We start from the raw sequence: 24677 nt of genomic DNA, 5'->3' as shown, positions 1-24677 counted from the left end.
TGCCAAGTAAGTCTGATGACGCAGATTTTTTTGAGTATAGCTGCCGTTTTAGGTGGTTTATCCGTTGCGGCTGGGGCTTTTGCTTCCCATGCTTTGCGAGATCATATTAGTGAGCGATCGCTGTCTATTTTTGAAACTGGCGCTCGCTACCAAATGTACCATGCCCTAGCACTTTTAGTAGTCGCTCTCCTCATTAGTCGCCTCGAATCACCTCCGACTACTTTAATTGCTAGTGGATGGCTATTTATTATCGGCATTGCGATTTTCTCTGGCAGTTTATACGCTTTGAGCGTAACTGGTGTGAAATATTTAGGCGCAATGACACCATTTGGCGGTGTCGCCTTTATCGCTGGCTGGGCTACTTTGGCTATTGCTGCTTGGAATTTGAAATTCTGAAGTTTCTCAACACCAAGAGACACAGAGTTTTGTGATTCACATATCTTACACCTAGCCCTAGCGATTATAGCGGTTCTCGGTTGGATGAGGTACATTTCAACCCCACCCCCAACCCCTGACAGGTGTAGGTATTTTACAAACGTGGCTGAAATGGGGTTTTTCCGTTAGTTGAAAACTCAAATTTTAGTCTTTGATTTTTTACCTAAGAACGAAATTTCGTTATCTGAACCACGTTTAGAACTCTGTCTGAGAGTGTCCACTCATACCCACATCAAAAACCTACACCTGTCAGCCCCCAAACCCGCTTGCGGGGAGGGGAGCGTTTGCGTCAGCAAATGCGGGGTGGGGTTCCGACTGTATTACAAGCAAGTAAGAACCGCTATAGAAATCGCGGCTATACAAACCAAGTTCACCTAGCCTGCGAACAGCACAGATGAACGCGGACTAATAGAAAATCAAGATAACCCGCGTAGGCGGGTTTTGTCTGTGTAGCCGCGACTTCTAGTCGCCTAGTCTAATATTTCTCCGAAATTTTAAGCTACCCTCTAAAATATCGGTAATTTTGCGGGTCTCTGCCAATGACAAGACGCTGGTCACAAATCTGGAAACAGTTACGACAATCTTTCTCTGTTGAGGAAAGTCTTAATACCACAATTGACACTAGCAAAACATTTTTAGATGCGGCAAAAACTCTTCAAGAAAATGGTGCAAATTTAGAAGTTTTAAAACCTCTACTGCAAAATTCATCTTCTTTATTAGATGTGTTGTGTTCACCGTTGGCGCAGGTGATAGGCGCGGGTTTACCGTTTGTACCGATGGGCATTGCTTTGCTGAAATTGTGTCGCCAAAACAGCCAGGAACAACCAACGCTAGAAGATTGTGTATTTATAGTTAGTCAAATTGCTTATTTAGAAAGCGTTAAAGAAATTTTATCTTCCGATATCAATGTAAATTGGGATGCTCATCTTCAGAGCGATGCAGCAGTCCGCAAACAACTAGAAAAACTCAACGATATTGAATTAGATTATGATGCTGCCAGTAAAACAATCAACTGTTTTCATCAATCACAGTTAGCACAAGTATTTAATCAAGTATTATTGGCAAGGTTAGCATCTGCAAATATATCCAATATAAAACTTTTAACAGAACGAGTCGCTTGGAATACTCACCGCTATTTAGTCAAAGCCTGGATAGAATCAGGTGATGTTACCAAAAATGTGATGCAAATTTCTTTGGGTGAATGGCAAAAAACACAGCAGAAATTTCAAAGTATTGATGAATATTTAAAGAGTCAGATTGCCACTAAACCAGAAGAACAAGTTTTTAATGAAGACTTTATTTTTAAAGATATTTATGTATCGCTCAAAGCCAGAAATGTAGATAAAAATGGCAAGTTAGATACTAATACAAGACCTTTTGATTTAGAAAACTGGGCTAAAACGCTTCTTTTTGCTACCAGCTCGAATACGCAACGCCAAGTGATGTTTATTCAAGGTGGGCCGGGGAGAGGTAAAAGTGTTTTTTGTCGGATGTTTGCTGATTGGGTGCGGCAGAATTTACATCCTGTATGGACACCAATTTTAATTCGGCTGCGTGATATTGATGATTTTCAACCAAGTTTAGAAGAAACTCTACGCTCTAGAATTAAAGCAGATTTCGCGCAAAGTGATGATGGATGGCTAACAGATAGAAACACTAGATTTTTATTTATTTTAGATGGCTTTGATGAATTGCGAATTGAGCGCGGCAATAACCAAAGTGTAGAAAGATTTCTGCGGCAAGTCGGGACATTTCAAAATGACTATCAAGATAATAAATCAGGTCATCGAGTCATTATTACAGGTAGACAGATGGCTTTACATGGTATTGACCGCCTACCACCTAACTTGGAACGGGTGGAAATTGCCGAAATGGATGTGGAATTACAACAACAATGGTTTGAGAAATGGTACAGAAGATTTCCTATCAATAAAACATTAGAATTTATGGATTTTCTGGTGAAACCAGAGAATAAAAAATCCTGTCCTCAGCAAATTAAGGAGTTAGCTAAAGAACCACTATTGCTGTATATGCTGACAGCAATGCACCGAGATCACATTTTAGATATTAAGAAATTTGAGCAAGCCACAGAGACAGAAGCAAAAATATTAGTTTACGAACAAGCATTAAATTGGGTACTAACTAAACAGCGTGCTGATACTCGTCACCCTGATTTAAATTATGAACTGACTCGACAACACCCAGAAGCATTACGCCGTATTTTAGCTGAAGCCGCAGTGTGTGTAGTGCAGTCAGGGGGAGAAAGTGCTTCGATGCAGATGGTAAAAGCGCGTTTGCAGCAAGATGATGAAGCCAAAGAACTCATTGCTAAAGCCGAGAAAGAACTAGGAGAAGAAGCCTTAAAAACTGCGTTGGGTGCTTTTTATCTCAAGTCTAATGATCATGGTGGTGTGGAGTTTTTTCATAAAAGTATTCGGGAATTTCTTTGTGCGGAACGCATCAAACAAAGTTTGGAAGAATGGACAGAACCCGGTAGACGCGGCAGAACTTTTAATGTTGATGAGCAGACGATGGACTGGGAAATTTATGATTTATTTGGTTATGGCGGACTCACACCAGAAATTGTCGAATATCTCATGGGTTTATTGATTACTAGTGATGAATTTCACCCAGTGGAGTTATTTAAGCGGTTGGAAAATTTTTATGTGCGTTGGTGCAAAGGGGAATTGATTGACGCACCGCCAGAAAACTTTCCCCAGAAAAAGATGCGGTTACTGCAAGAGCAAGGAATTAAGCAAGGTCAGCGTCAGGTTGATATTTATGCTGGGTTGAATGTGATGATTTTGCTTTTGGAGTTACACCGCTATGCTCAAGGGCGGGATGAGTTGAAAGAGGAGATCGTTTTTTATCCATCTGGTCAACCCGAAGCAAACAATCTTTGGACAGGAAAACTACTTCATATTATCAACTACTGTGATTGTGTTAAGTTTGGGAACTTTATAAATATAGTTGGTCAATTCCTTTGCTATGCAAACCTCAATAGCACATATCTTAGCGGTACTGTTATGAGTGGTACTCTCCTTAGTAATGCAAACCTCAGCCTTGCAGAACTTAGCGGTGTAAACTTCAGTGAGGCAAACCTTAGTTTTGCTGACCTCAGTGGTGCATCTCTCGACGGTGCATATCTTTGTTATACCAACCTCAAAAATGCTGATCTGAGGGGTGCAGACCTCAGCTGTGCAAATCTCAAAAATGCCGACCTGAGTGGCGCAAACCTGAGCGGTGCAAACCTCAGCCTTGCAGACCTTAGAGCTACAGATTTAGATGGAGCTAACTTATGTGGCGTAGACCTGACTAATGCCAAGCTTGACGATGCAAGACTGAGTGGCGTAGACCTGACTGATGCCAAGCTAACTAATGCCAGTCTTACTGGAGCATACCTTGGTTCTACAGATTTTGGAGACTCGTTTTTAGATGCGGCAAACTTAACTAGTGCCGACCTCAAAGGAGCAAAACTAAAAGGCGTAGACTTTTACTCTGAAACTGTTGGTGCTAACTTTGAAAACATCTCATGGGACAACTATACAAACTGGGAAAATGTACAAGGATTGGATACAGCAGTTAATGTTCCAGAAGCCTTAAAGCAACAGTTGGGGATGAGTTGAGAATCAATTTGCAATTCGCAGTTCGCAATTCGCAATTACAAAAGGCGTAGCGACTGTCTTAAATACTCGTGAATGAGTATCAAAAACTCTCACCCCAGTCCCAAACACTCGTGGACGAGTATCAAACACTCTCGCACCAGTCTCAAACACTCGTTCACGAATCTCAAACACTTTGTGTTTCCTATTGTTGCAGTAGAAAATCCATATAGCAGCCGTAAATTCTACAGCCGCAATAAGCCAAAATTCTTATAGGCGAGAATTCGAGAAGATTGAACATGGACATCAAAAACGGCTTTATTGGCGCTGTAGGTAATACACCCTTAATTCGGTTAAACAGTTTTAGTGAAGAAACAGGATGCGAAATTCTGGCTAAAGCGGAGTTTCTCAACCCTGGTGGTTCAGTCAAAGACCGAGCCGCACTGTATATTATTCAAGATGCAGAAGAAAAAGGTTTACTCAAACCCGGTGGTACTGTGGTGGAAGGAACCGCAGGTAACACTGGTATTGGACTGGCGCATATTTGCAACGCTAAAGGCTACAAATGCCTGATCATTATTCCTAATACTCAGTCCCAAGAAAAAATCGATGCACTCACAGCGTTAGGTGCGGAAGTTCGACCAGTCCCCGCCGTTCCCTATAAAGACCCAAATAACTACGTCAAGCTATCTGGTAGAGTTGCCGCAGAGTTAGATAACGCCATTTGGGCAAATCAGTTTGATAATTTAGCTAATCGCCGCGCCCACTACGAAACCACAGGCCCAGAAATTTGGACACAGACAGATGGTAAAATAGACGGATGGGTGGCTGCAACTGGTACAGGTGGAACCTTTGCTGGTGTGGCATTGTACCTGAAAGAACAAAATCCGGCGATTAAATGTGTTGTTGCCGATCCTCTAGGTAGTGGACTTTATAGCTATATCAAAACTGGCGAAATCCATTTAGAAGGTAATTCTATTACTGAAGGCATTGGTAACAGTCGAATCACAGCCAATATGGAAGGCGCACCTGCTGATGATGCCATTCAAATCGATGACACAGAAGCTTTGCGCGTCGTTTACCAATTACTACGGAAAGATGGCTTGTTTATGGGTGGCTCGACAGGTATTAATGTGGCGGCGGCTGTTGCTTTGGCAAAACAATTAGGCCCTGGACATACCATTGTCACTATTCTTTGTGATAGTGGTTCCCGCTATCAGTCACGCATATTTAACCATGATTGGCTGGCTGCTAAAGGGTTATCGGTAAATTATTAATAGGGAACAGGTAACGGGAACCTGAATTTCTCATGTATGGGTAGGGGGCGTGGGGAGTGTGGGGAGTGTGGGAAGTGTGGGAGGAAAGATTTCTTCACCATCCTCCCACACCCCTGGATTTCTCTCTTGTGAGAAATCCAGGAACAGGTTCTATATTTTGTACCTAGCTCCGGCGACTGGAAATCGGGGCTATAAAAACAAAGTCCGCGTAGGCGGACTGGTCAATAGTCAATGGACATTTCTAGTTGACTGATGACTATTGACTATTGACAAATAACTATTGACAAATGACAAACATCACTCAACCATCAAATTCAGGGGCTAGTAGTCAAGCATCTACTCACAGGTGTGTGCGGGTGTGCCAAAATCGCACCTGTAAAAAGCAAGGCGCGGCTAAGATTTTACAGGCTTTGGCAAATTTACCAGTCCCCGCAGATGTGACTGTAACAGCTAGTAGTTGTTTGGGACAATGCGGTAACGGGCCGATGGTGCTGGTTCTACCGGATATGGTTTGGTATAGCGGTGTGCAAGCCGATGAAGTACCTCTATTGGTAGAACAACATCTACGCTGTGGTGAAAGAGTCAAGCAGATGCTTTATTATCGGTTTCATCCTCAAGGATAAATCTAATTACAAATAACCAGGTCTGCTCTATTGTTGACTCAAGTGAGGCATCCGATGAATATTCAGCAGCTACGTCAATCATTAAAAATGAAGTGGCTGGGTTACTATAAACAAAATCGTCCCTGGCTGGTAAAAATGCGAGTTTGGGGAAATTATAATGGCCTGCGAAGACCATCATCTGGCTTTATTTTGGCGACTTTATCTGTTCTAGAACCGGAGTTTGAGCAGATGTTGAGTTTTATGATGGATCTGAATAATAATCCCGATGCCATAGTGACAGCTTTGGGGCTGAATTTTAATCCTGATGATGAGTTGCGTTTAACAAACTTAGATGAAGCGGCGCTGATAAGGGAGATTCCTGAAAATAAATCGCTTGAGGAACAACCGGTGCGATCGCTCGCTACAGCTAACGATATCATTCCTCAATCTCCAGCTACATTCCAACATCCCGAAAACATCACTTCCGATTTACCACAGGCGCACCAACCTTTACCAGCCTTTGCAGTTGCTACTAAAGTGACTATCAAATCTTCTAATAATTCACGCCAAAATAAACCCATCTCATCTTTAGCCCTAGCTACAACAGTTCCCAATCATGGTAAAACTGTCGCTTTAGCAGTGGAGCTTCCCAATCATGGCAAACTAATGCCCAAAAGCATTGTAGTTTCTCGCCAGACAGTAGTAAAAAGTCAGACGAAAACTGCACCATCTTTGACTGAGACTACTGAAGTGTCTACTAATGGCAAATCACCACAAAATTTAAAAACTCAGCCTTTGACTCATACTAATGCCCGTAGTCTAGCTTCTTGGGTAGATGAATTTTGTCAAGGTAGAGGGTGAAAAGCATCTAGCCCCGACGAATGGAATTCGCGGCTATAAAAACAAAGTCCGCCTGCGCGGACTAACAGAAAATTAAGGGTTTTAAACCGGAAAATCAAAAATTTGGGCAAGGTTCAACCCTTTGACAGGCTCAGGGCGGCGCTGCGCTCAGTAACCAGGGTGTAGGGCTATATGTCTCTAACACCCCTACACCCATTCTTTATAAAAGGCTCTAGCAATCAGCTTGCTTTTTTAATTTGTCTGTGTTAGGTTTTGTTTGTACTCTAAACAACGGTAAATCGCTCGACAAACCGATGTTTAAGGACACGATATCACAGCTAAATGGGCGGTAATTGTAGGAGAGTGCTGGAGTTCACCTCTAGGCTCTCATCTTTCTTATGAACAGCAAAGGTGGCGATCGCTATTTCGTCAGCAGTGAAATCAGCAAGTGCGATCGCTTGGTAACTTGAACGAACAATATTTTTTGATTTATGACTAAAGTTTTAATTCTTGATGCCAATCAACAACCTCTATCTCCAGTACGCATCAGTCATGCTAGAGCATTATTGTCTCAAGGAAGAGCGACTGTATTTCAAAGATATCCCTTCACAATTATTTTGAAAGAGTCTTTTTCGCAAATCCAGCTAGAGCAACTTGGTTTTAAACTCCAACTCAGTACTGTTGTTACCAAACACAAAAAAGCGGGGATGGATATAAGTTCATTTGGCACAAGATGAAGCGATCGCCAAATCATCATCCTGAACCCCTACTTTAATGTAGGGGTTTTAAAATGCGCCAACCCTGTCTAGAGTAAATATAAAGATTGATTAAGATAATGGCGTACTAAAAAACATGATTAAGATGTTAGCTGAAAACTGGACTGTGATTGAAGCAAATTTACAGATTAACTGGCTGTTGGTAAATAACTGTTTGCAGTTTGCGGCTTGGGGAGTTTTTTCGCTGTTGTTGGCGGAGGTATTCAGGGATACTTACCATGCTTTATGTCACAAAGTAAGTTGGTTAGCTAAATGGCATAACAAACATCATGCAGCCTACCGCCGGGACTTATCGGTAGTTTCTCTGAAAATGTATCAAGAGTCTCAGCTTTACCACGACATTGTAGAGTCGGTGCTTTTAGTCTTTGTTTTGATAATAGTCGCTTTGTTGGTGAACCAATGGGGGTTGTGGTTCGGGGTACTATATGCTTGCACCTTTTTGTATGGGGCATCGGTGCGATATTTTCAAGGCAAAATTGATACTGACTATAATCACTTACCAGGCCCTTTAGAAATTATTCCTTCGAGTTTGTGGGTAAATCGTGCTTACCATTGGCGACACCATTTTGATGATGTGAATGCTTATTACAGTGGTGTGTTTCCGTTGGTGGATAAAATTTTAGGTACAGCACTTTCTCTTAAAGGTAAAACTATCGCCATAACTGGTGCATCGGGAACTTTGGGACAAGCGTTAACAGCAGAATTGATTCAACACAATGCTAAGGTTGTGGCTATTACGACAAATCCAGAGAAGTTAAACACCCAACCAGGGGTAATGGTGCTGCCTTGGGAGTTGGGGAATGAGGCTCAACTGCGAGATAAGTTAGAAAAAGTCGATATTTTGATTATCAATCATGGTGTGAATGTTTATGGCGATCGCACACCCCAAGCGATCAATTCATCTTATGAGGTGAATACTTTTTCCGCATTGCGGTTGATGGATATCTTCATGACAACGGTGACGGGGCCACAAGACAAAGCCACTAAAGAAATTTGGGTGAATACTTCAGAAGCGGAGGTATCACCAGCCTTGAGTCCACTTTATGAATTGAGTAAACGCACCTTGGGAAATATTATTACCCTCAAACGTTTAGAAGGTAATTGCATCATTCGCAAATTAATTCTCGGCCCGTTTAAAAGTCAATTAAATCCTTATGGTGTGATGTCAGCTACCCAAGTGGCAAAATTCATTGTATTTTTAGCAGTCCGAGACTTTCGCAATATTGTTGTGACAATTAACCCTTTGACTTATTTGCTATTTCCCTTCAAGGAGACTAGTACATGGCTGTATTATCGCGTGTTTAGTCAAGCCAAGAACTAGAATTAATGCGATCGCTCATCAGTAAGCGCATATAGCAATCCTGTCTGAGTTGTGAAAAAATATTCTTTTTAACGAACCGCAAAGGACGCAAAGGACACAAAGAAGGAGAAGAAAGAGAATTTCACAAATGATTTAGGATTGCTATATATAATTCTGACTCGGTTCTAGCCGATAAAATGAAACAAAGAAAGGCAACCAGCTAAACGGAAACTATCATGAGTCAAGCTATTGAAGGAGTACGCTGGACAATCCACGATATAGAGGTTCTACCTGAAAATGAGTGGACACGCTACGAAATTATTAATGGAGAACTCGCACGCCTCACTATCGTCATCAACAAATATGTGGTAAAACTTCTCGTCAGCTTGATATTTGGTCAGAGTCTAGTGGTTTGGGTGTGTCAATTATATCTCCAGAGTTGATTTTTTCGGAAGCAGATAGCGTTATACCTGATGTAGTTTGGGTTAGCCGAGAAAGATTAGCCCAAATTGAAGATGAAGCAGGACATTTAACAGCTAATTGGTAGGGTAAACCAAAATGTTACGCCTGTCTCTAATCCACTTTGTACACCAATTTCGCCACCATGAGCTTGAACAATTTGTTTACACAAATATAAGCCTAAACCTAAACCTAAAGAATAAGGATTATTCTTGCCACGGAAATATAAATCAAACAATCTTTGGCTTTGCTCTGGGCTAATACCTACACCGTTATCACTGACGGTACAATAAATGTTTTCACCTTCAACTATGGCGTTAATTGTAATTTGCAATCCAGGCAAATTATGTTTGATAGCGTTGCCAATTAAGTTAGAAAATACCCGCCATAGTTGCGTTGAATCAGCGTTGATTGAGGGTAAATCTGCGGTAACAAGATTGATGAGATGAGTTTGATTTTTTCGCAGCATTGGTTCTAAATCTGCGATCGCATCGGCGATAATCGTATCTAACTGCACTGGTTGACGCTGTAAAACTAACCCTTGCATATCGTTGACATGGGCTTCCATCAAGGAATTAATTAAGTTTAATTGGCGATCGCTACTCTGCACCATCCGTTCTAAAGTGGTACGGGGTAGAGAAATCACATTACTCTCTTCTCCCGCATTCTCTAGCAAATTCCTCAGCACCATCAAACTACCCAAAACCGGGTTACGTAAGTCGTGAGATACTGCATGGAAAAAGACTCGCAGTGCTTCTTCGGTACGCTGGCGATCGCGCAATGCAGTCTGAAGTTCGCTAATATCTAAAATTATCCCGACTAAGCCGCCCAAGGAACCATCGACTTTAGAAAAGGTGGCTTTATAAAATATGACATCATGTTTGGTTTGATCAGCAAATACCAAAAAACTTTCGTAAGTTTGGACTTGTTGCTGTTCAAACAAGGTCATATCAGCGTGATAGTACTGGTCAGCTAGTTCTTTGGGTGCAAGGTCATAATCAGATTTACCAAGAATTTGTTCTTTTCGCAAACCCAGAACTGCTTCAAAAGCTGTGTTGCATCCAAGATATAAACCTTGAGTATTTTTATAAAAAACGGGAGTGGGAATTGTATCGATTAAAACTTGTAAAAAATCGATTTGTTCTTGTAAGGCTTCTTCGGCTTGTTTGCGTTGGGTAATATCCTCAATTAGCCCTTCATAATAAAGTAGTTTTCCTTCTGAGTCACGCACAGCATAAGCTTTTTCCGAAATCCAAACTATACTACCATCTTGGCGATAAATTTGTGATTCAAATTCGGAGATAATGCCATACTTTTCAATTAACCGCACAAAATCAGCCCGACGCTTGGGATCAACATATAATTGATTTTCAATATCTGTAAAATTGGCTGTAACTTCTTCTGATGAAGAATATCCATAAATTTTAGCTAATGCCGGATTAGCTGTAATATATCGACCATCAGGACTACTTTGGAAAATTCCTTCAATGGCGTTTTCAAAAATACTGCGATATTTGGCTTCGGCGACGACTAATTTGCGATTAGCTGATTCTAATTCTTTGCGGGCGTAAAATTCAGACCTTTGTAGGCGATCGTATAAATAAACTCCCAAATCACAGATAACACAAAACCAGAATATATACAAAACAAATGTCACATTATATATTTCTGGATGTTCTGGTTTAAGTGTTTTTAACCCCAAGGCAGTATTCACAATAAAATAATAACCTAAAATACTTACCTGCGATATTAAATGGAGCGGCCAGCGCACTGGCATAAATATAGCTTGACTAAGAAATAACAACGACCAACCAACAATATCTGGTAAAGCAAAACCTTTAATTGTGGCGAACAATTGCGACGCAAAACCAACTGACCAAGATGTACCTAAAAATAATCTACCTGGGTGACGATGACCGAAGCGAGTTTTATGTAAACTAAAACAAATCAATAAACTCAGTAACATGGAAACGTTAATCGCCAGTCCTTGAATTCTGACTATTCTTGGGATCTGTACCAATTCTTGTAGAGAAAAGAATAAATCATAAATATCTCGGACGGTAAAAGTCAATAAACAAATAAATGCCAGCCATAACCACAGGCGTAATCTCTGCCACAGAAAATGATTACGCCAAGATTGATATTCACCAGTAATTACATCTATTTTTGGTGCCGAAAAAACTTGTTTCCACCAAGTTCCAAATTTTTGCAATAATTTAGCCATTAGTGTCTTACCTACTTTGACCATACCATCGCAGGCGTTGTTCTATTTTGCTCCTCGTATTTATTATGATCAGTTATGGCTACATTTTGACGACTAATCGGCTACAGACAATGTGAACCAAAATGTTAATCCTCGTTTGCGGTTACTAATTACACCAATTTCGCCGCCATGTGCTTGAATAATTTGGCGACATAAATACATTTTCAACCCTAGAATTGTGGAACAAGGTGCTTGGGGTTCTCGCACATATAAATCAAACAGGCGATCGCCTTCTGTTTTACTCATGGTGACACCGTTATGTTCAATTTGAATTTTGACCATACTTTCCACAACGGTGGCTGTTAGCGCCAATTTCAACCCTGGGGGATTTTGTTGCAAACTATAAATTAACAAGGTCAGCAACACTGTTTGTAACTGTGTGGTATCTGTCTTGATTAATGGCAAATCTTCGCTAATTAAATTTTCCAGCGTTGCCTGATTTTGCCACAACAGTGGTTGTAAGTCGGGAATAATTTTTTCGAGGAGTGTGTTTAAATTTACCTGCTGGAGATTTATAATAACACCTTGCTCCATACAGCAATGAATTTCTAATAAAGAGTTAATCATTGTGAGTTGGCGATCGTTCCCTTGAATCATCCGTTCAATTATTGAACTAGGTACAGGAATTGACTGGGAAGAACTTTCTGATGGCAGTGTAGAGGAACAGAAGAGAAGAGGCGATGATTGTTCCCCAACCCCATTCTCCTGTAAATTCTTCAGTACCATCAAATTCCCCATAACTGTAGTGCGTAAATCATGGGCAACTGTATGCAGCACCACATCTTTGACTTGTTGCAGTTTTTCTAATTCCTGCATTTTTTGTTGCAGTTGGGCAGTGCGTTCTTCTACTTGGCGTTCTAGGTTGGTGTTGAGTTCTGCGAGTTCTTGGTAAAGTTGCGCTTGCTGAATGGCGATCGCTAATTGTTCTGATAATTGTTGGAGTAAGTCGATTTCTATCGGTTGCCATTGACGGGGGGCAGAACATTGGTTAGCAACTAAAGCACCAATTAATTTTTCCCCTAACATAATTGGTACAGCTAAACTTGCCCTTGTCTGAAATTGTTGATAATTGGCTTGCAATTTTGGCGATACTATGATTTTGCTGACATCTTCAACTACACGCACGCGATGAGTTGCAAAAATAGTTTTCAATTCTTGTAAATAACTTTTATCTTCTGGTGTCCAACCCAATACAGAGGGATATTTGGGGTCTACTGATTCCGCAATTGTTTTGACTTTTACTTCATAATCATTCAACCCAATAAAAACTCGATCAGCTTGTAAAAATTGCCTCACCTCTGACACAGTAGTTTGGAGAATTTGCTCTAAATTCAGGGAAGACCGAATCCTAACCAGCGTTTCCGTCAACAAGCGATCGCGTTGTGCTGTCAACCGCATTTGGGCTTCTGCTTGCTTACGGGCGGTAATATCATGATTAATCGCTAAAATACACGGTACGCCATCTAAATCAATCACATCGGCAGACAGTAAGGTTGTGCGAATCTCCCCGGACTTGCGCCGAAAGGTAAACTCTAAGTTACTGATGGCTCCCTTGGTTTGTAAATCTGCTACTAATTGAGTGCGATCGCTTTCATTTACCCAGATTTTTAAATCAAAAGCTGTATGACCAATTACTTCATTCTGCTCATAACCTGATAGCTGGATAAAACTATCATTAACTTCAATGAAGCGCCCTTCTTTCAGGGTACTAATACTAATTGGATCTGGACTGCAATTAAAAGCTTTAGAAAATTTTTGTGCTAAATTTCGTAGTGAAGTTTCTGCTTGTTTACGCTCGGTAATATCTCGAACAATCGCTAACACTTCATCAGCGCCACTAACTACTAACCGCGCTTCAAAATCACGAATACCTTGAGGTGTTGGCAATTGATATTCGCAAGTTTGCAAACTGCCAGCATCCAAAGTTTTTGCAATGGTTTCTTGTCCAATTAAGGCTAGATCATTTGGTAATAAATCTCGCATATTTTTACCAACTATCTCTTCTTTAGTTAAAGTGAGACTGATACCATCACCTTTCAAATCAAGATATTCACCATCACGACTCAAGCGAAACATCAAGTCTGGAATTGCTGCCAAAATTGCTTGGTACCTCGCCTCACTGGTGCGTAACTCTTCTTCGGTTTGTTTTCTAGATGTAACATCTATCACTAAGCCATTACAGAGAATATCGCCGTTGGCTTCTGGTTCTAGTTGGCAAGCTCCTTGAAGATACTTGAGTTTACCACTGGGAGTCATAATCCTGCCTTCCCAATGCCAAGGCTTAAGTGTGGCAAAAGCTACAGCCAGAGATTTCTTAAATTTGGTTCTATCTTCGGGGTGAATTAGCTGGTATACGATTTGCCAGTCTGCTTGAATTAGTTCTGGTTCTAATTCTGACAAGTCTCGACAACCAGAACTTACGTATAAAACCACCTGGGAACCATCCGCCTGTTGCCGGAATTGAAAAATCATCCCTGGTAAAATAGCAGCAATTTTGTCCAACAAAGTGATATTCTCTGGCGGAAATTCAAGTTTACGTAGTAATTTTAAGGCTTCATCCACTATTTCACCCTTTGATACCCAAGCAACTGACATGATTTGTCAAGAGATGGTAACTATGGCGACAATTTCGCTGTTGTGAACATCAGTGCTAACAGCAGCAAAACATAGCCTTATTTCAGGTTAATTCTTGATGGGGCGATCGCATTCACCCAATCGGGTGAACCATTGGCTTACACCACTTTGGATTGTAAATTTAGTTAATGCCCGGAAAATATTTCCTTTTGACTCTCCAGTTGAATGGAGATTTTAAAATAAAATCAGTAATCATGTCTGACTAAAAGTTTACGAATTATGTTCACCCCAACAGCAGCAAAACAAATTGGTGTAGTTGCCAAAGAAAGCGGTGTACCAATTAAAACTATTCGCTACTACGAAGAACTCGGTCTACTTCAATCATCAGCTAGAACCGAAGGCGGATTTAGATTATTTAACTCTGATGTTTTAGCGCGACTGCACTTTATCAAACGCGCTCAAAGTTTAGGCTTAAGTTTGTCAGAAATTAAAGAATTTTTAAATGTTCATGATAGTGGTAAATTACCTTGTGAACATATCAAAGCAAAATTAGAAGACAAGGTAAAAGCTATTGATGAACAAATTCAACAATTAATGATTTTGCGACAAGAATTATCAGGCTTACTTTCTGGTTGGGAAATCAAACCTGATCATTCTCATTCTACTATTTGCCCCATCATTGAAAATGAATAATTCTCCCGGTTAAGCTTGCCAAATCACAGTCCCATTCTCAACCGTGAAATCAAAATTTAGCCAATAAGCCAGCTTGACAGGTACAGTCACAGAGTCTGCTTGAGAGGGAAATCCTTGTAATCCTAGTTCTTCAACTATGGGATGGCTTGCAGCATTGTAAAATTTCACTTCATACTTGCCCCCCACATCACCTGAGCTGAGAATTTTTCCGCCATGATATTGAGACATTTTCATTAAAACCTCTACGATGGCTTGATAACAAGCAAGACTACCGTCTTCCGCATCACGAAACTGCTTTAAACACAAACCCGTAGCTGATTGATAAGTTAGCGACTCAATAATATTTAGAGGTAAAGACCAACTCCAACCAGGTATTTCCAGTTTTCCTCCATGTTGAAAAACTAATTTTCTGAGTTCTGTCATTAACTCATCTAAATTATTGAGTGTATAACTTGCTTGATTTTCTTGTCCTTCCCCTACTCTTAATACTTCTAGTAGTCGTCTTTTTTGCGCCCTTGTCTGTGGGTTAAATTCTTTCCAGACTAAAGTATCTACAGCAAAAAATTCTGGTTCTTGTTCAGGCTGAGGAATTTGAAAATAGCCAATCTCTTTACAAATGCCATAAACCTCTCTTCCTGCCACTAGAATCGGTGAATCATTGACCAAGATATAGGGCATATAACAAACTAGGCGCTCTCCGAGAAATGTTGACCCTAATTGTTGTCCAGCAACTGCAATCACCCAAAATATGGCTTCTTCTTCAAAACAGCCACCTTTTTCACTATCTGGTAATTCTCTAGAACCCAGTGAATCTATAGTAGCAAGTGTCAACAAAACATAATTCGTAGCGGGACGGTATTGAACTTTCCCCTCAGCAGGTTCATTAAAATATTTATCACACAGCTTTTGTAATTTTTCTAAAGAACCTTCCAATAAAAAACCATAAATACTCGTATTCTTTAGGTTGTAAGGTTGAGTAAAACATTGCTCATTAGGGTGAGGAATATATTTAGGATAGGTTTTGGATTTATTAGTGTTTGGAGAAATCTGTTGAACGAAGTTGTTAATTTCCTGCTCAGTTTTTTCACCTTTAATTGCTAATTCTTGCAGTATCTGTTCGATAGATTGTGGAGGTTTACTGATATTTTCTGGCCATTTTTGGGGATTACTCAATACTTCAAATGCAGAATTTGCTGCTCCCATAGCGATATGCAAGCCAGTCTTGAGTAGTTGTTCATAGTTATTGATGTTCATAAAAAGCTCCTAAATATCTGATTCGCCTAATATTTTTTGTGGATATCCAGAAATTGCCCTAGAGGCTTGCATTCCCGAAGTAACCGTTGCTTCAATACTGCCAATATTAATCCCGTTATTTGTCCAATCACCAGTTAAATACAGATTATCAAATCCAGATTGATCGCATTTTAGGCGATATTTAGTAGTTCCTTTTAAAGCCAAGACATAACGTTCTGATGGCTCAATATTTGCCCGCCAAAATTGAGCATCAAATCTGTTTAAGTCCTTGCCATGATTGGGGTCTACAAGTAAGTTCCAGTCAATATCAGTAGAATTTGGTGATATGGTAATTTTTGGCCACAAAGTTGGTGTATTTTCTTTAAACCAATGAATTGCTGCTTGTTTAACTTGCTGCATTTGTTGTTCAGGAAACTCATTCTCTGTAAAAGAAGGAATTTCATCAATATCTGCCAATGGCCCACAAAAATAAGCAATACTACCAGGAAAATTCTCCGCATCCCAACTCTCTCGAATGTTGAGGTGACTCATATCTGCCCAGGTATTCAAATTATGTGCATAAGCATCAACTACAGGACTAGGCATAACCCAACCTAATTCTTTTAAATTTGGTTTTAACCATGTTTGTAGTGCCTGAGTTTGTACAGTCTTCACGTTTGCAATCATATCTTGCCATTCTTGACGAGCTTGAATTAGTTTTGGACAGATATATTGCAATGCTCCTAAAGAAATACCTAAGACTACTAAATCAAAGTCTTGGCCGAGATGGAGTGTAATTTCTTCAACTCCTTGCCATTGTGTCCAAGCAGATTCGAGATTAATATTTTCATTTTTGATTGCTTCACCTTCTACGAGCTGCTCATAAAGGGGAGTGCTAGGCCAGCAAGGTAAATCTTTAATGTTAACTAGTGGCTCATAAATTTCATTTTTTAATGTTACTTGACGAGTGATTTGAATTTGAGTGATCGCTTGCTGATCATCTGACAAGACTAAGTTTTTTACACAATGGAAAAATTTGAATTTCACACCACGTTTTCGCAAAACTTCGTAAAGTGGAGCAAAAATTGTATCCCCCATTCCTGCTTGCATTTTCCAAAAAAATGCACCCTTGTAAGCAAGCAGCATCCGCAGAAAAAAGCGTAATCCTATTCCTGCGGCTAAGTTAGGACGTTCTACATTACCATTTTCATAGCTAAAGACTAGATCATAAAGACCCCGTACTAATGGCGAATTCACACTATATTTAGTAGCACCATGTTTAGTGAGCCACTCTTGAACGTCATAGTCATCAATGACATCCAAGCCCTGAAACATCAAACCATCAAAAATTACACCCCTGACTATGGTACTAACTAAGTCTACAACTATCGCCAGCCGCCGAAACTTATGATGTGTTTCTATAATGTTCTCAACATTATCAAATAGCCAATTTTTAAACTTGGCTAATAACCAAAGTAGTGCCTGATGTTGTAATGCTTGGTGTTGTCTAGGGTTTTGTGGAATTTTTTGGACTAATTTTTGAGTTAGGTGCAGTAAGGAAATCTCCACAGGAAAAATATCTACTTGCCACTCAATTTCCATCTCTTGCAATAAAGAGGTTAGCCAACCAGGAAGCTCATTTCTTGGATGCGTCGTATCTTCATCATTCACCCAATTATTCAGTGATGAAGATGAACTCTCAAATTGTTTGACCATAAATTCTATTAGCAGGCAAAGATGCCCCCAAAGAGAAAGTAATTCCTCTCCTTCTCCTGGCAATGAATCATTAGCGGGAAAATCAAATGGCCAAGGAATCCATTTTTGATTAATATATTCAGGCAAAACTATGAAGTTCTGTGGCTTAAAGGCTTCTTGCCAAGTTGCAAGTGATACTGTAGTATCTCGCCCTAATTCTTCATAACACTGACGCATCACTTTAAAAGTATTTTCGTAAGATCCCATGAAGATATGTAAGCCATGTTCCTCTATTCGGTCTTGGGCATTGCGATTTCTTCCACTTGCACCTTTACCGCCCAAACGCCATCCCATTTGATAGAGGGTAATATCATATTTTTGCTGCCAGTCTGGTTGGTTGGTTAGCTCAAATGCTGTAGTGAGGGAAGCCATACCACCTCCCAAGATAGCGATTTTTTGTTGACACGGGATTTCTAATGCCATTGATTGCACCCAAAATTACTCCAGAAAATAATCAGACTCTATTAATTAGGCAAAAGCTATTGATACAGAAGTTTGTAATTTTTGGCTGTATTCTAGTAGTGCATTGTTATCGCTGACCATAAATTTGGCATCTTCCATACACTTTGAGAAACAACTACGAGAAATTTTGACCTGATGATTTCGGGTAAATAATTGTTCATACTGTTGTGCGGCTGATAGTAATGTTTGATAAGCAGGAAGCAAGCACATCAAACTAGCTAAACGATAACCAACAGCTTCATAGGGTATATCCATTACATAAGAAACAGAATTATTGATTTCAGTCATGACATTATCTAAAACTTTTTGCGTCCATTTTTTTGGTGCGCCTTCTAGTAATAATGGCAAACCATCTACTTCTTGCATCCATACATCTGGTAAATAGCAGATACCATTTGCTAAATCTTGCGGAAAATCTTTCACAATGTTGGTTTTTTGCAAGGCTTGACCGCAAGTTTGACTATGGGCTAACAAACGTTTAGCAGTATCTACATTAAATTGGTAATGGTCTATGGCTAGTTCTGTACCCATCAGACCAACAGTCCCAGCAACAAAGTAACAGTAACAACTGTAATCATTTTCTTCAGCTAATATCCGCACTCCATTGCGCTTGACCATCACAGGTTTTTGTTGGTCATCAAATAGTTGTTCAATACCATCAACCATCGCAGTAGCCCAACGAGCTATGATTTCCCTAATCTCATCTGGGATAAGTGCATAAATCTGCCATAACATTAGTCCATTTTCTACAGTCATTAATTGCTGTTCGTCGCTATTGAGTCCTGACCAATTGGCTAACGACCAGCTTGACAAAATATTTGCAGCTAAAGTTGGTTCTTTTAATAGTTGCTTAAATTCACTGAACCGAGCTTTCTGCCATTCAAATTCTTGGAGACAATCTTCAATATTATCAGCAACACGAAAAATTAGATAAGCCGTGGACATGAACGCATCTAATGGTTCTTCTAGGTAAGGAGTGACGACAGCAAAAGAGCGAGAAACTTTATTCATGAATTCTTCTACGTATTTTTTCTGCTCTTGTAAAATATAAAACTTTAGCATTTCTCATTTCCATTAAGTAAATTACATCTTGACGCAACTACACCGTTTCACTATTGCCATTACAGTCAGGTTGGCAATGCTGAAAATTTGCTCAAAAGGTGGTTTTAATTTGTGGGATATCTCCTTTTGCAAATGCTGTAAAATCTCCAATAGTCAAGCATCAATTGATGAATACATTCGCGCCATAAATTATCTATTATTCATCCTGTAAAGAGATTTGCAATACATAATTAATTCTCTATGTAATTAGAGAATTTTTAAGATAACCTTGATGGAAATGTTGCTGAATAATTTTCAGATCACACAAAGAATAAACATCATAAAACTGGCTTTTTTAGCTTGTAAGTAATACAAGTGTATATAGCTGTGAGTTTTAGGAATTTTATTTGTGTTGAGCTACAAGACTACAGAATAAAAATCAAATGACATATTAGCAAGTATCACTAAATTTACGGTGGCAGTCAAGTAGAGTGAGTTCTTTTTTTTCTGAATATTTAGAAATCCTTGCTGGGGCTTGAAAATTCAAATATTATATTTACTTTTTGTTATCTAAGATATTTTAGTTATTATTAGTTTAATTAAAGTTACAATTACTGAAGTAGACTTGCTCAAAATATTAACTTAGGAAAATAAAATTTTTAAATATGTGAATATGCAAGTGAGCAATGGCATCATTATGAGCCACAAATTAATACTTGAAAGCTGAGTTTTTGTTGTAATTTACCAAACTTCTAAAACTACAAATTAATCTTATTCATCATTTAAAGTTTCAATCAATAAATCTACTTGCTTTTGTCTTTGTTGCAAAAAGCTTTCACACTGACGTAAATATTCAACAGCAGTAGCAAACTGCTCAAACACTGCTTCCAATTCCAATTCACCCGCTTCTATGCGGGCAATAATTTTTTCAATTTCTGACACCTTCGCCTCGTAATTCACATTTGCGATCGCTTCCGCATCCGAGGAACTTTTACGTTTAACCATTAATCTTTGAGGGTTGTAGTCTTCACTTCCGTAACTTTTACTTTAACTTCTCCCTGTCCCAACTGAATCAACAATTCTTGACCAACAGTTAACTCAGTTGCATGACGCGCGATCGCCCCATTTTCTTGGCGTACCACGGCATAACCTCGCTGTAACACCGCCTTCGGGTCAAGGGTAGCTAACTTCTGGCGCAACAATTCTAAATGCTGTGTGGCTTGTTGCGATCGCTGGCTAGTAACTTGTAAAAGTTGCTGACGTTTCCAGCCTAACTTTTGCATTTCTTGTTTGACTTGTCTATCTAACCCTACACGTTGCAAGCGATTACGTAAGAGTTGCAGTTGATTGACAGCCGATGTCCTCACTTCATACACTGCATCATACAAAGCATCAATTCGCTGCTGATGTTGAGCAGACAATTCTGATAGTGACGGCACAACTAATTCGGCGGCAGCGGTCGGTGTATGTACGCAGACATCAGCCGCTAAATCGACTAAAGATTCATCTCGTTGATGACCAATCCCCGTAATTACCGGGATAGAACATTCTGCCACAGCCCTGACGACTCGCTCATCATTAAAGCAAGCTAATTCCTCAACTGCCCCACCACCCCGTGATAAGATTAGCACCTCAGCCCGACCATCTTTTTCAACTCTGGCGATCGCTTTCACTATTGATTCTGGTGCTTGTTCACCTTGTACTGTGGCTGGCGAAAATAATACTTGTAAGCCAGGATATCGATGTTTGAGAGTTTTTTGAATATCACCCCAAGCCGCAGCCGTGGGTGAAGTTACAACTGCGATCGTTTGGGGATGGGGCGGTAGCGGCCGCTTTTTTTCTGCGTCAAATAACCCTTCCGCTAACAAGCGATTACGTAATTGTTGATAGCGTAATGCTTGTAAACCCACACCCGCAGGTAAAGCTTGCCAAACCGTTAACTGATACTCTCCTCTTTGGGGATACAAGCGTATACTCCCCAAAATAATTATCTGTTCACCAACCGCAGGAATCTGCACAAGTTTCGCTACTTGACTATTCCACGCCACACACTTAATCCCTGCTGTCCCATCCGGGTCTTGCAGTGTAAAAAATAAACCACTGCGATGGTGATTGGCGCTGGAAACTTCCCCTGTGACCCAAACTTGTCGTAGTTGCTCATCTTGCTCTAACAGCAACCGGATATAATCAGTTAACCCAGCTACCGAAAGTGCTGTATTGAAAGTTACAGAGTCAGTAAAATCAGAAGTCATCAATTAAGGGGGGCTGAATAAACTAGCAAAACTTCTATCCAAATCCTAACAAAACCGTGTATTTTTCAGATTGGTAGTCCTGAACACTCAGATAAAATTTTGCTGAGGTGGGAATAACTTACCACTAGACCTGGCGAAAGCCATAATAGTTGAGGGGGGTAAAGATTCATCACCCGAATTTCTCACGTATGGGTAGCGGGTGTGGGGAGTGTGGGGAGTGTGGGGGGAACCATCCTCCCACCCTTCCCACACCCCTGGATTGCTCTCTTGTGAGAAATCCAGGATCAAAGTTGTGACGTTTGTTTCTTAGAGAAATCCGATTTCCGCATTTTCTGGCTAAAATAGTATATCTGTTCTACTTCAACTCCAAACCTAACACTCCATAAATCCATATATATAGATAGAGGCAGTAATGGCTATCAACACTGACAATTCCGGTAAGCAAAAAGCCCTGAATATGGTACTCAACCAGATTGAGCGCAGCTTCGGTAAAGGTGCTATTATGCGCCTGGGCGATGCAACCCGGATGCGGGTGGAGACAATTTCCACAGGCGCACTCACCTTAGATTTAGCCCTGGGTGGTGGTTTACCCAAAGGGCGGGTAATTGAGATTTATGGCCCAGAAAGTTCTGGTAAAACCACAGTCGCCCTACACGCCCTCGCCGAAGTGCAGAAACAAGGTGGAATTGCGGCCTTTGTGGATGCGGAACACGCCCTAGACCCTACTTATGCGGCGGCTTTAGGTGTAGATATCGAAAATTTACTGGTTTCTCAACCTGATACTGGGGAAGCAGCGTTAGAAATTGTTGATCAATTGGTGCGGTCATCTGCTGTTGACATTGTAATTATTGACTCAGTAGCAGCATTGGTTCCCCGCGCTGAAATCGAAGGCGATATGGGGGATGCACACGTCGGTTTACAAGCACGTTTGATGAGCCAAGCTCTCCGTAAAATCACGGGTAATATTGGTAAATCTGGTTGTACAGTAATTTTCATCAACCAATTACGGCAAAAAATTGGTGTCACCTACGGTAGTCCAGAAACTACAACTGGTGGTAATGCGTTGAAGTTTTATGCTTCTGTGCGTTTAGATATTCGTCGCATTCAAACCTTGAAAAAAGGAACTGATGAATTTGGGAACCGCGTTAAGGTAAAAGTTGCTAAAAACAAAGTCGCACCACCTTTTAGAGTGGCAGAATTTGACATTATTTTCGGTAAGGGAGTGTCAATTTTAGGTTGTTTGGTCGATATAGCTGAAGAAACAGGTGTTTTAACTCGCAAGGGTGCTTGGTATAGCTACAACGGCGACAACATTTCTCAAGGTCGAGATAACGCAATTAAATATTTAGAAGAAAAGCCAGAATTCGCTGAACAAATTAAACAACAAGTGCGCCAAAAACTTGATATGGGGGCGGTTGTTTCTGCTAATTCTGTAGCTAAAGTCAATGAAGATGAGGAAGAAGAATACGAAGAGGAAGAATAGTATTTACTATTGAACAGTGAATCAATTAGTGGCGTATGTCTTTTCGCCACTAATTTAGCAATCCTAAATGAGTTGTGAAAATCGAGAGGATCAGATCCCCGACTTCTTCAAAAAGTCGGGGATCTTTTGGTTCACGAATGATTTAGGAATGCTATTGCAAAAATCAAATTAGAAAATTTTAAACTCCTTTCATAGCTAAGAAGGTGTAACTCGGCTGAAAAACCTATCTAAAATGTCTGATTTCTGTTCTGTACTAAAACCATCATTGCTATTTTGATGGTCTAAGCCAAAGTTTTTGGTAAATGGAATAGCTTTATCAGTGATTTCAGGTAAGTATTTTCCTGGCGCAACGTGACTTAAGGTATCATCTAAGTTGCAGTTTTTGCGAGATGAAAGCTGCATCAGTAACTCAACAGCTACCGTCGGTAAAATGCGAGAAGTCTGATTATAGAAAAAATCAAAACTCAGACTACCGATACGAATGCGATCGCCTTCTTTGAGTTTCATTGTTTCATAAACACGTTCGCCATTTACAAAGCAACCATTCGTACTTTTAAAATCGACTAGGTAAAATCCGTCTTCATCATATTGGATGGCCGCATGACGACGAGATAAGTATTTATCATTAATACAGATACCACAGTGGCGATCGCGTCCAATCGTCCAAATTTGCTGCGGTTGTAGTAACGTCTGGGTTTGATTTTCACCCAAATTAGTTACCAAGTAAACCTTTTCATCATCTACTACACCCTGCACATAACTTGTATTTAACCCTGTCACACCAGGTAATGATTGGCCTTCCATCTGAATAATGTCATCTAGAAGTCCACTATGGTGTTCGTACAACTTGACAAATACTTGATATAAACTTAGTCTTCTTTCTATCTCTTTACCTTGAAAGTCAGCGATTTTAGCTGAAGCTTTTAGTGTGAATAGATTTGATTTGCTGATGTCGGTCATGGACTTTTTTCTCAGCCTAAAATCAGGAACAGTGACTTTTTGAGTTTTTGCTTTCAGACAATGGAGTTGGATGATTTTGACTAAGAATTCCTACTTATATTTTGGCACTTAGTATAAGTATCATACAACTTTAGGTTTTTTAAAAAAATTGTTTTATTTCGTTCTATATTGTAAATTACTGTAGTCTTATTTTAACAGATACTAATTATTAAGAATAATTTAAGTATTTCTTAAGTAATATCTACAAGATTAATAAAAAAGCAAAAATTAAGTATTGATACTCAATACTTAATTTTTTATTTGATCTATTCAACTTTATTTATGGAGATATCCCGATTTCCTTTTCATCAAGACTTACAATAAACCACGTTTACCATTCGGGCGTACTGTCATCCAATTAGTTTTGGCTAGAGCCAATTGCTCATCTAAAATTTTGGCACCAGTCAGATTAGCACCACATAAATTAGCGCCTCTAAGATTAGCATTGCTCAGATGGGCGTAGCTGAGATCAGCACCCCGTAAATCTGCTCCTTCTAAATCAGCATGGTTAAAATAAGGTATCCCCTCAATACTTCGGGGTAAGGAATTATTATGGTTGCCACGACCAGCCAAAAGGATTCAAAAAAGATTTCTCAGAAATAATAGTACCAAGAGAGGGGATTTTCTCTGC

The 24677-nt window shown here is 39.9% G+C and carries 20 protein-coding genes and 1 pseudogene; 11 read left to right on the top strand and 10 right to left on the bottom strand.

Annotated elements, in window-relative coordinates; genetic code table 11:
• Positions 1–15 precede the first annotated feature (15 nt).
• Complete coding sequence (locus H6G74_RS20850; RefSeq protein ID WP_190969489.1) at positions 16–396, top strand: DUF423 domain-containing protein; 381 nt, start codon at positions 16–18, stop codon at positions 394–396.
• Positions 397–974: 578 nt separating this feature from the next.
• A complete protein-coding gene (locus tag H6G74_RS20845; RefSeq protein WP_190969488.1) occupies positions 975–4061 on the top strand; it encodes a pentapeptide repeat-containing protein in 3087 nt (1028 codons plus the stop codon).
• Positions 4062–4064: 3 nt separating this feature from the next.
• Here H6G74_RS20845 and H6G74_RS20840 read toward each other — a convergent pair whose 3' ends face one another.
• Positions 4065–4232: a hypothetical protein gene (locus H6G74_RS20840; protein ID WP_190969487.1), complete on the bottom strand. Its 168-nt coding sequence runs from the start codon at positions 4230–4232 to the stop codon at positions 4065–4067.
• A 104-nt stretch (positions 4233–4336) separates the two neighbouring features.
• Between H6G74_RS20840 and H6G74_RS20835 the strand changes: the two genes are divergently transcribed.
• The 7 genes from H6G74_RS20835 (at position 4337) to H6G74_RS31300 (ending at position 9379) form a co-directional block, all read left to right on the top strand.
• Positions 4337–5314: a cysteine synthase A gene (locus H6G74_RS20835; protein WP_190969486.1), complete on the top strand. Its 978-nt coding sequence runs from the start codon at positions 4337–4339 to the stop codon at positions 5312–5314.
• A 287-nt stretch (positions 5315–5601) separates the two neighbouring features.
• Positions 5602–5937, top strand: a complete 336-nt coding sequence (locus tag H6G74_RS20830; protein ID WP_190969485.1) for a (2Fe-2S) ferredoxin domain-containing protein — start codon at positions 5602–5604, stop codon at positions 5935–5937.
• Between the two features lie 54 nt (positions 5938–5991).
• Positions 5992–6777 (top strand): DUF5331 domain-containing protein, encoded by a 786-nt coding sequence (locus tag H6G74_RS20825; protein ID WP_190969484.1) that lies wholly within the window; start codon positions 5992–5994, stop codon positions 6775–6777.
• A gap of 470 nt (positions 6778–7247) precedes the next feature.
• Complete coding sequence (locus H6G74_RS20820; protein WP_190969483.1) at positions 7248–7493, top strand: RRXRR domain-containing protein; 246 nt, start codon at positions 7248–7250, stop codon at positions 7491–7493.
• 115 nt (positions 7494–7608) lie between these two features.
• Positions 7609–8853, top strand: a complete 1245-nt coding sequence (locus H6G74_RS20815) for a bifunctional sterol desaturase/short chain dehydrogenase (RefSeq protein WP_190969482.1) — start codon at positions 7609–7611, stop codon at positions 8851–8853.
• A gap of 215 nt (positions 8854–9068) precedes the next feature.
• Positions 9069–9275, top strand: coding sequence for a hypothetical protein (locus tag H6G74_RS20810; protein WP_242051297.1), 207 nt, complete (start codon positions 9069–9071; stop codon positions 9273–9275).
• Positions 9194–9379 (top strand): hypothetical protein, encoded by a 186-nt coding sequence (locus tag H6G74_RS31300; RefSeq protein WP_390849973.1) that lies wholly within the window; start codon positions 9194–9196, stop codon positions 9377–9379. Before H6G74_RS20810 ends, H6G74_RS31300 begins: the two co-directional genes overlap by 82 nt.
• On the opposite strand, the gene H6G74_RS20805 is transcribed toward H6G74_RS31300, so the two are convergent.
• Together H6G74_RS20805 and H6G74_RS20800 are read right to left on the bottom strand one after the other, a co-directional pair.
• Positions 9362–11515: a sensor histidine kinase gene (locus H6G74_RS20805; RefSeq protein ID WP_242051296.1), complete on the bottom strand. Its 2154-nt coding sequence runs from the start codon at positions 11513–11515 to the stop codon at positions 9362–9364. The two genes, H6G74_RS31300 and H6G74_RS20805, sit on opposite strands and share 18 nt — an antisense overlap.
• Before the next feature lie 93 nt (positions 11516–11608).
• Positions 11609–14149, bottom strand: a complete 2541-nt coding sequence (locus H6G74_RS20800) for a sensor histidine kinase (RefSeq protein ID WP_190969480.1) — start codon at positions 14147–14149, stop codon at positions 11609–11611.
• 258 nt (positions 14150–14407) lie between these two features.
• Here H6G74_RS20800 and H6G74_RS20795 point away from each other — a divergent pair, with 258 nt between their 5' ends.
• Complete coding sequence (locus tag H6G74_RS20795; protein WP_190969479.1) at positions 14408–14821, top strand: heavy metal-responsive transcriptional regulator; 414 nt, start codon at positions 14408–14410, stop codon at positions 14819–14821.
• A 9-nt stretch (positions 14822–14830) separates the two neighbouring features.
• On the opposite strand, the gene H6G74_RS20790 is transcribed toward H6G74_RS20795, so the two are convergent.
• From H6G74_RS20790 to xseA, 5 genes are all read right to left on the bottom strand, one after another.
• Entirely contained in the window at positions 14831–16075 is a 1245-nt protein-coding gene (locus tag H6G74_RS20790) for a hypothetical protein (protein WP_190969478.1), read from the bottom strand.
• Positions 16076–16084: 9 nt separating this feature from the next.
• Complete coding sequence (locus H6G74_RS20785; RefSeq protein WP_190969477.1) at positions 16085–18232, bottom strand: NAD(P)-binding protein; 2148 nt, start codon at positions 18230–18232, stop codon at positions 16085–16087.
• Positions 18233–18277: 45 nt separating this feature from the next.
• Positions 18278–19333, bottom strand: a complete 1056-nt coding sequence (locus tag H6G74_RS20780) for a phytoene/squalene synthase family protein (protein WP_190969476.1) — start codon at positions 19331–19333, stop codon at positions 18278–18280.
• A 750-nt stretch (positions 19334–20083) separates the two neighbouring features.
• Positions 20084–20317, bottom strand: a complete 234-nt coding sequence (xseB, locus tag H6G74_RS20775) for an exodeoxyribonuclease VII small subunit (RefSeq protein WP_190969475.1) — start codon at positions 20315–20317, stop codon at positions 20084–20086.
• Positions 20317–21564, bottom strand: coding sequence for an exodeoxyribonuclease VII large subunit (gene xseA / locus H6G74_RS20770; protein ID WP_190969474.1), 1248 nt, complete (start codon positions 21562–21564; stop codon positions 20317–20319). The genes xseB and xseA overlap by 1 nt, the downstream gene beginning before the upstream one ends.
• Positions 21565–21976: 412 nt before the next feature.
• On the opposite strand from xseA, the gene recA reads away from it, so the two are divergent.
• Complete coding sequence (gene recA, locus H6G74_RS20765; RefSeq protein ID WP_190969473.1) at positions 21977–23047, top strand: recombinase RecA; 1071 nt, start codon at positions 21977–21979, stop codon at positions 23045–23047.
• Positions 23048–23242: 195 nt separating this feature from the next.
• Here recA and H6G74_RS20760 read toward each other — a convergent pair whose 3' ends face one another.
• Both H6G74_RS20760 and H6G74_RS20755 read right to left on the bottom strand, forming a co-directional pair.
• Positions 23243–24007, bottom strand: coding sequence for an FHA domain-containing protein (locus tag H6G74_RS20760; protein ID WP_190969472.1), 765 nt, complete (start codon positions 24005–24007; stop codon positions 23243–23245).
• Positions 24008–24361: 354 nt separating this feature from the next.
• Positions 24362–24562, bottom strand: a pseudogene (locus H6G74_RS20755) (pentapeptide repeat-containing protein); the annotation flags it as partial.
• Positions 24563–24677: the final 115 nt, after the last annotated feature.

Origin of the sequence: Nostoc spongiaeforme FACHB-130, assembly GCF_014698475.1 — a bacterium.
GTDB classification, from domain to species: Bacteria; Cyanobacteriota; Cyanobacteriia; order Cyanobacteriales; family Nostocaceae; genus Nostoc_B; species Nostoc_B spongiaeforme.
This window is presented reverse-complemented; position numbering and strand designations above follow the sequence as displayed.

Excerpts from the sequence above, each read along its gene's own strand:
- H6G74_RS20850 (WP_190969489.1), top strand. The coding sequence starts at position 16 with ATGACGCAGATTTTTTTGAGTATAGCTGCCGTTTTAGGTGGTTTATCC.
- H6G74_RS20845 (WP_190969488.1), top strand. The coding sequence starts at position 975 with ATGACAAGACGCTGGTCACAAATCTGGAAACAGTTACGACAATCTTTC.
- H6G74_RS20835 (WP_190969486.1), top strand. The coding sequence starts at position 4,337 with ATGGACATCAAAAACGGCTTTATTGGCGCTGTAGGTAATACACCCTTA.
- H6G74_RS20830 (WP_190969485.1), top strand. The coding sequence starts at position 5,602 with ATGACAAACATCACTCAACCATCAAATTCAGGGGCTAGTAGTCAAGCA.
- H6G74_RS20825 (WP_190969484.1), top strand. The coding sequence starts at position 5,992 with ATGAATATTCAGCAGCTACGTCAATCATTAAAAATGAAGTGGCTGGGT.
- H6G74_RS20820 (WP_190969483.1), top strand. The coding sequence starts at position 7,248 with ATGACTAAAGTTTTAATTCTTGATGCCAATCAACAACCTCTATCTCCA.
- H6G74_RS20815 (WP_190969482.1), top strand. The coding sequence starts at position 7,609 with ATGATTAAGATGTTAGCTGAAAACTGGACTGTGATTGAAGCAAATTTA.
- H6G74_RS20810 (WP_242051297.1), top strand. The coding sequence starts at position 9,069 with ATGAGTCAAGCTATTGAAGGAGTACGCTGGACAATCCACGATATAGAG.
- H6G74_RS20805 (WP_242051296.1), bottom strand. The coding sequence starts at position 11,515 with ATGGCTAAATTATTGCAAAAATTTGGAACTTGGTGGAAACAAGTTTTT.
- H6G74_RS20800 (WP_190969480.1), bottom strand. The coding sequence starts at position 14,149 with ATGTCAGTTGCTTGGGTATCAAAGGGTGAAATAGTGGATGAAGCCTTA.
- H6G74_RS20795 (WP_190969479.1), top strand. The coding sequence starts at position 14,408 with ATGTTCACCCCAACAGCAGCAAAACAAATTGGTGTAGTTGCCAAAGAA.
- H6G74_RS20790 (WP_190969478.1), bottom strand. The coding sequence starts at position 16,075 with ATGAACATCAATAACTATGAACAACTACTCAAGACTGGCTTGCATATC.
- H6G74_RS20785 (WP_190969477.1), bottom strand. The coding sequence starts at position 18,232 with ATGGCATTAGAAATCCCGTGTCAACAAAAAATCGCTATCTTGGGAGGT.
- H6G74_RS20780 (WP_190969476.1), bottom strand. The coding sequence starts at position 19,333 with ATGCTAAAGTTTTATATTTTACAAGAGCAGAAAAAATACGTAGAAGAA.
- xseB (WP_190969475.1), bottom strand. The coding sequence starts at position 20,317 with ATGGTTAAACGTAAAAGTTCCTCGGATGCGGAAGCGATCGCAAATGTG.
- xseA (WP_190969474.1), bottom strand. The coding sequence starts at position 21,564 with ATGACTTCTGATTTTACTGACTCTGTAACTTTCAATACAGCACTTTCG.
- recA (WP_190969473.1), top strand. The coding sequence starts at position 21,977 with ATGGCTATCAACACTGACAATTCCGGTAAGCAAAAAGCCCTGAATATG.
- H6G74_RS20760 (WP_190969472.1), bottom strand. The coding sequence starts at position 24,007 with ATGACCGACATCAGCAAATCAAATCTATTCACACTAAAAGCTTCAGCT.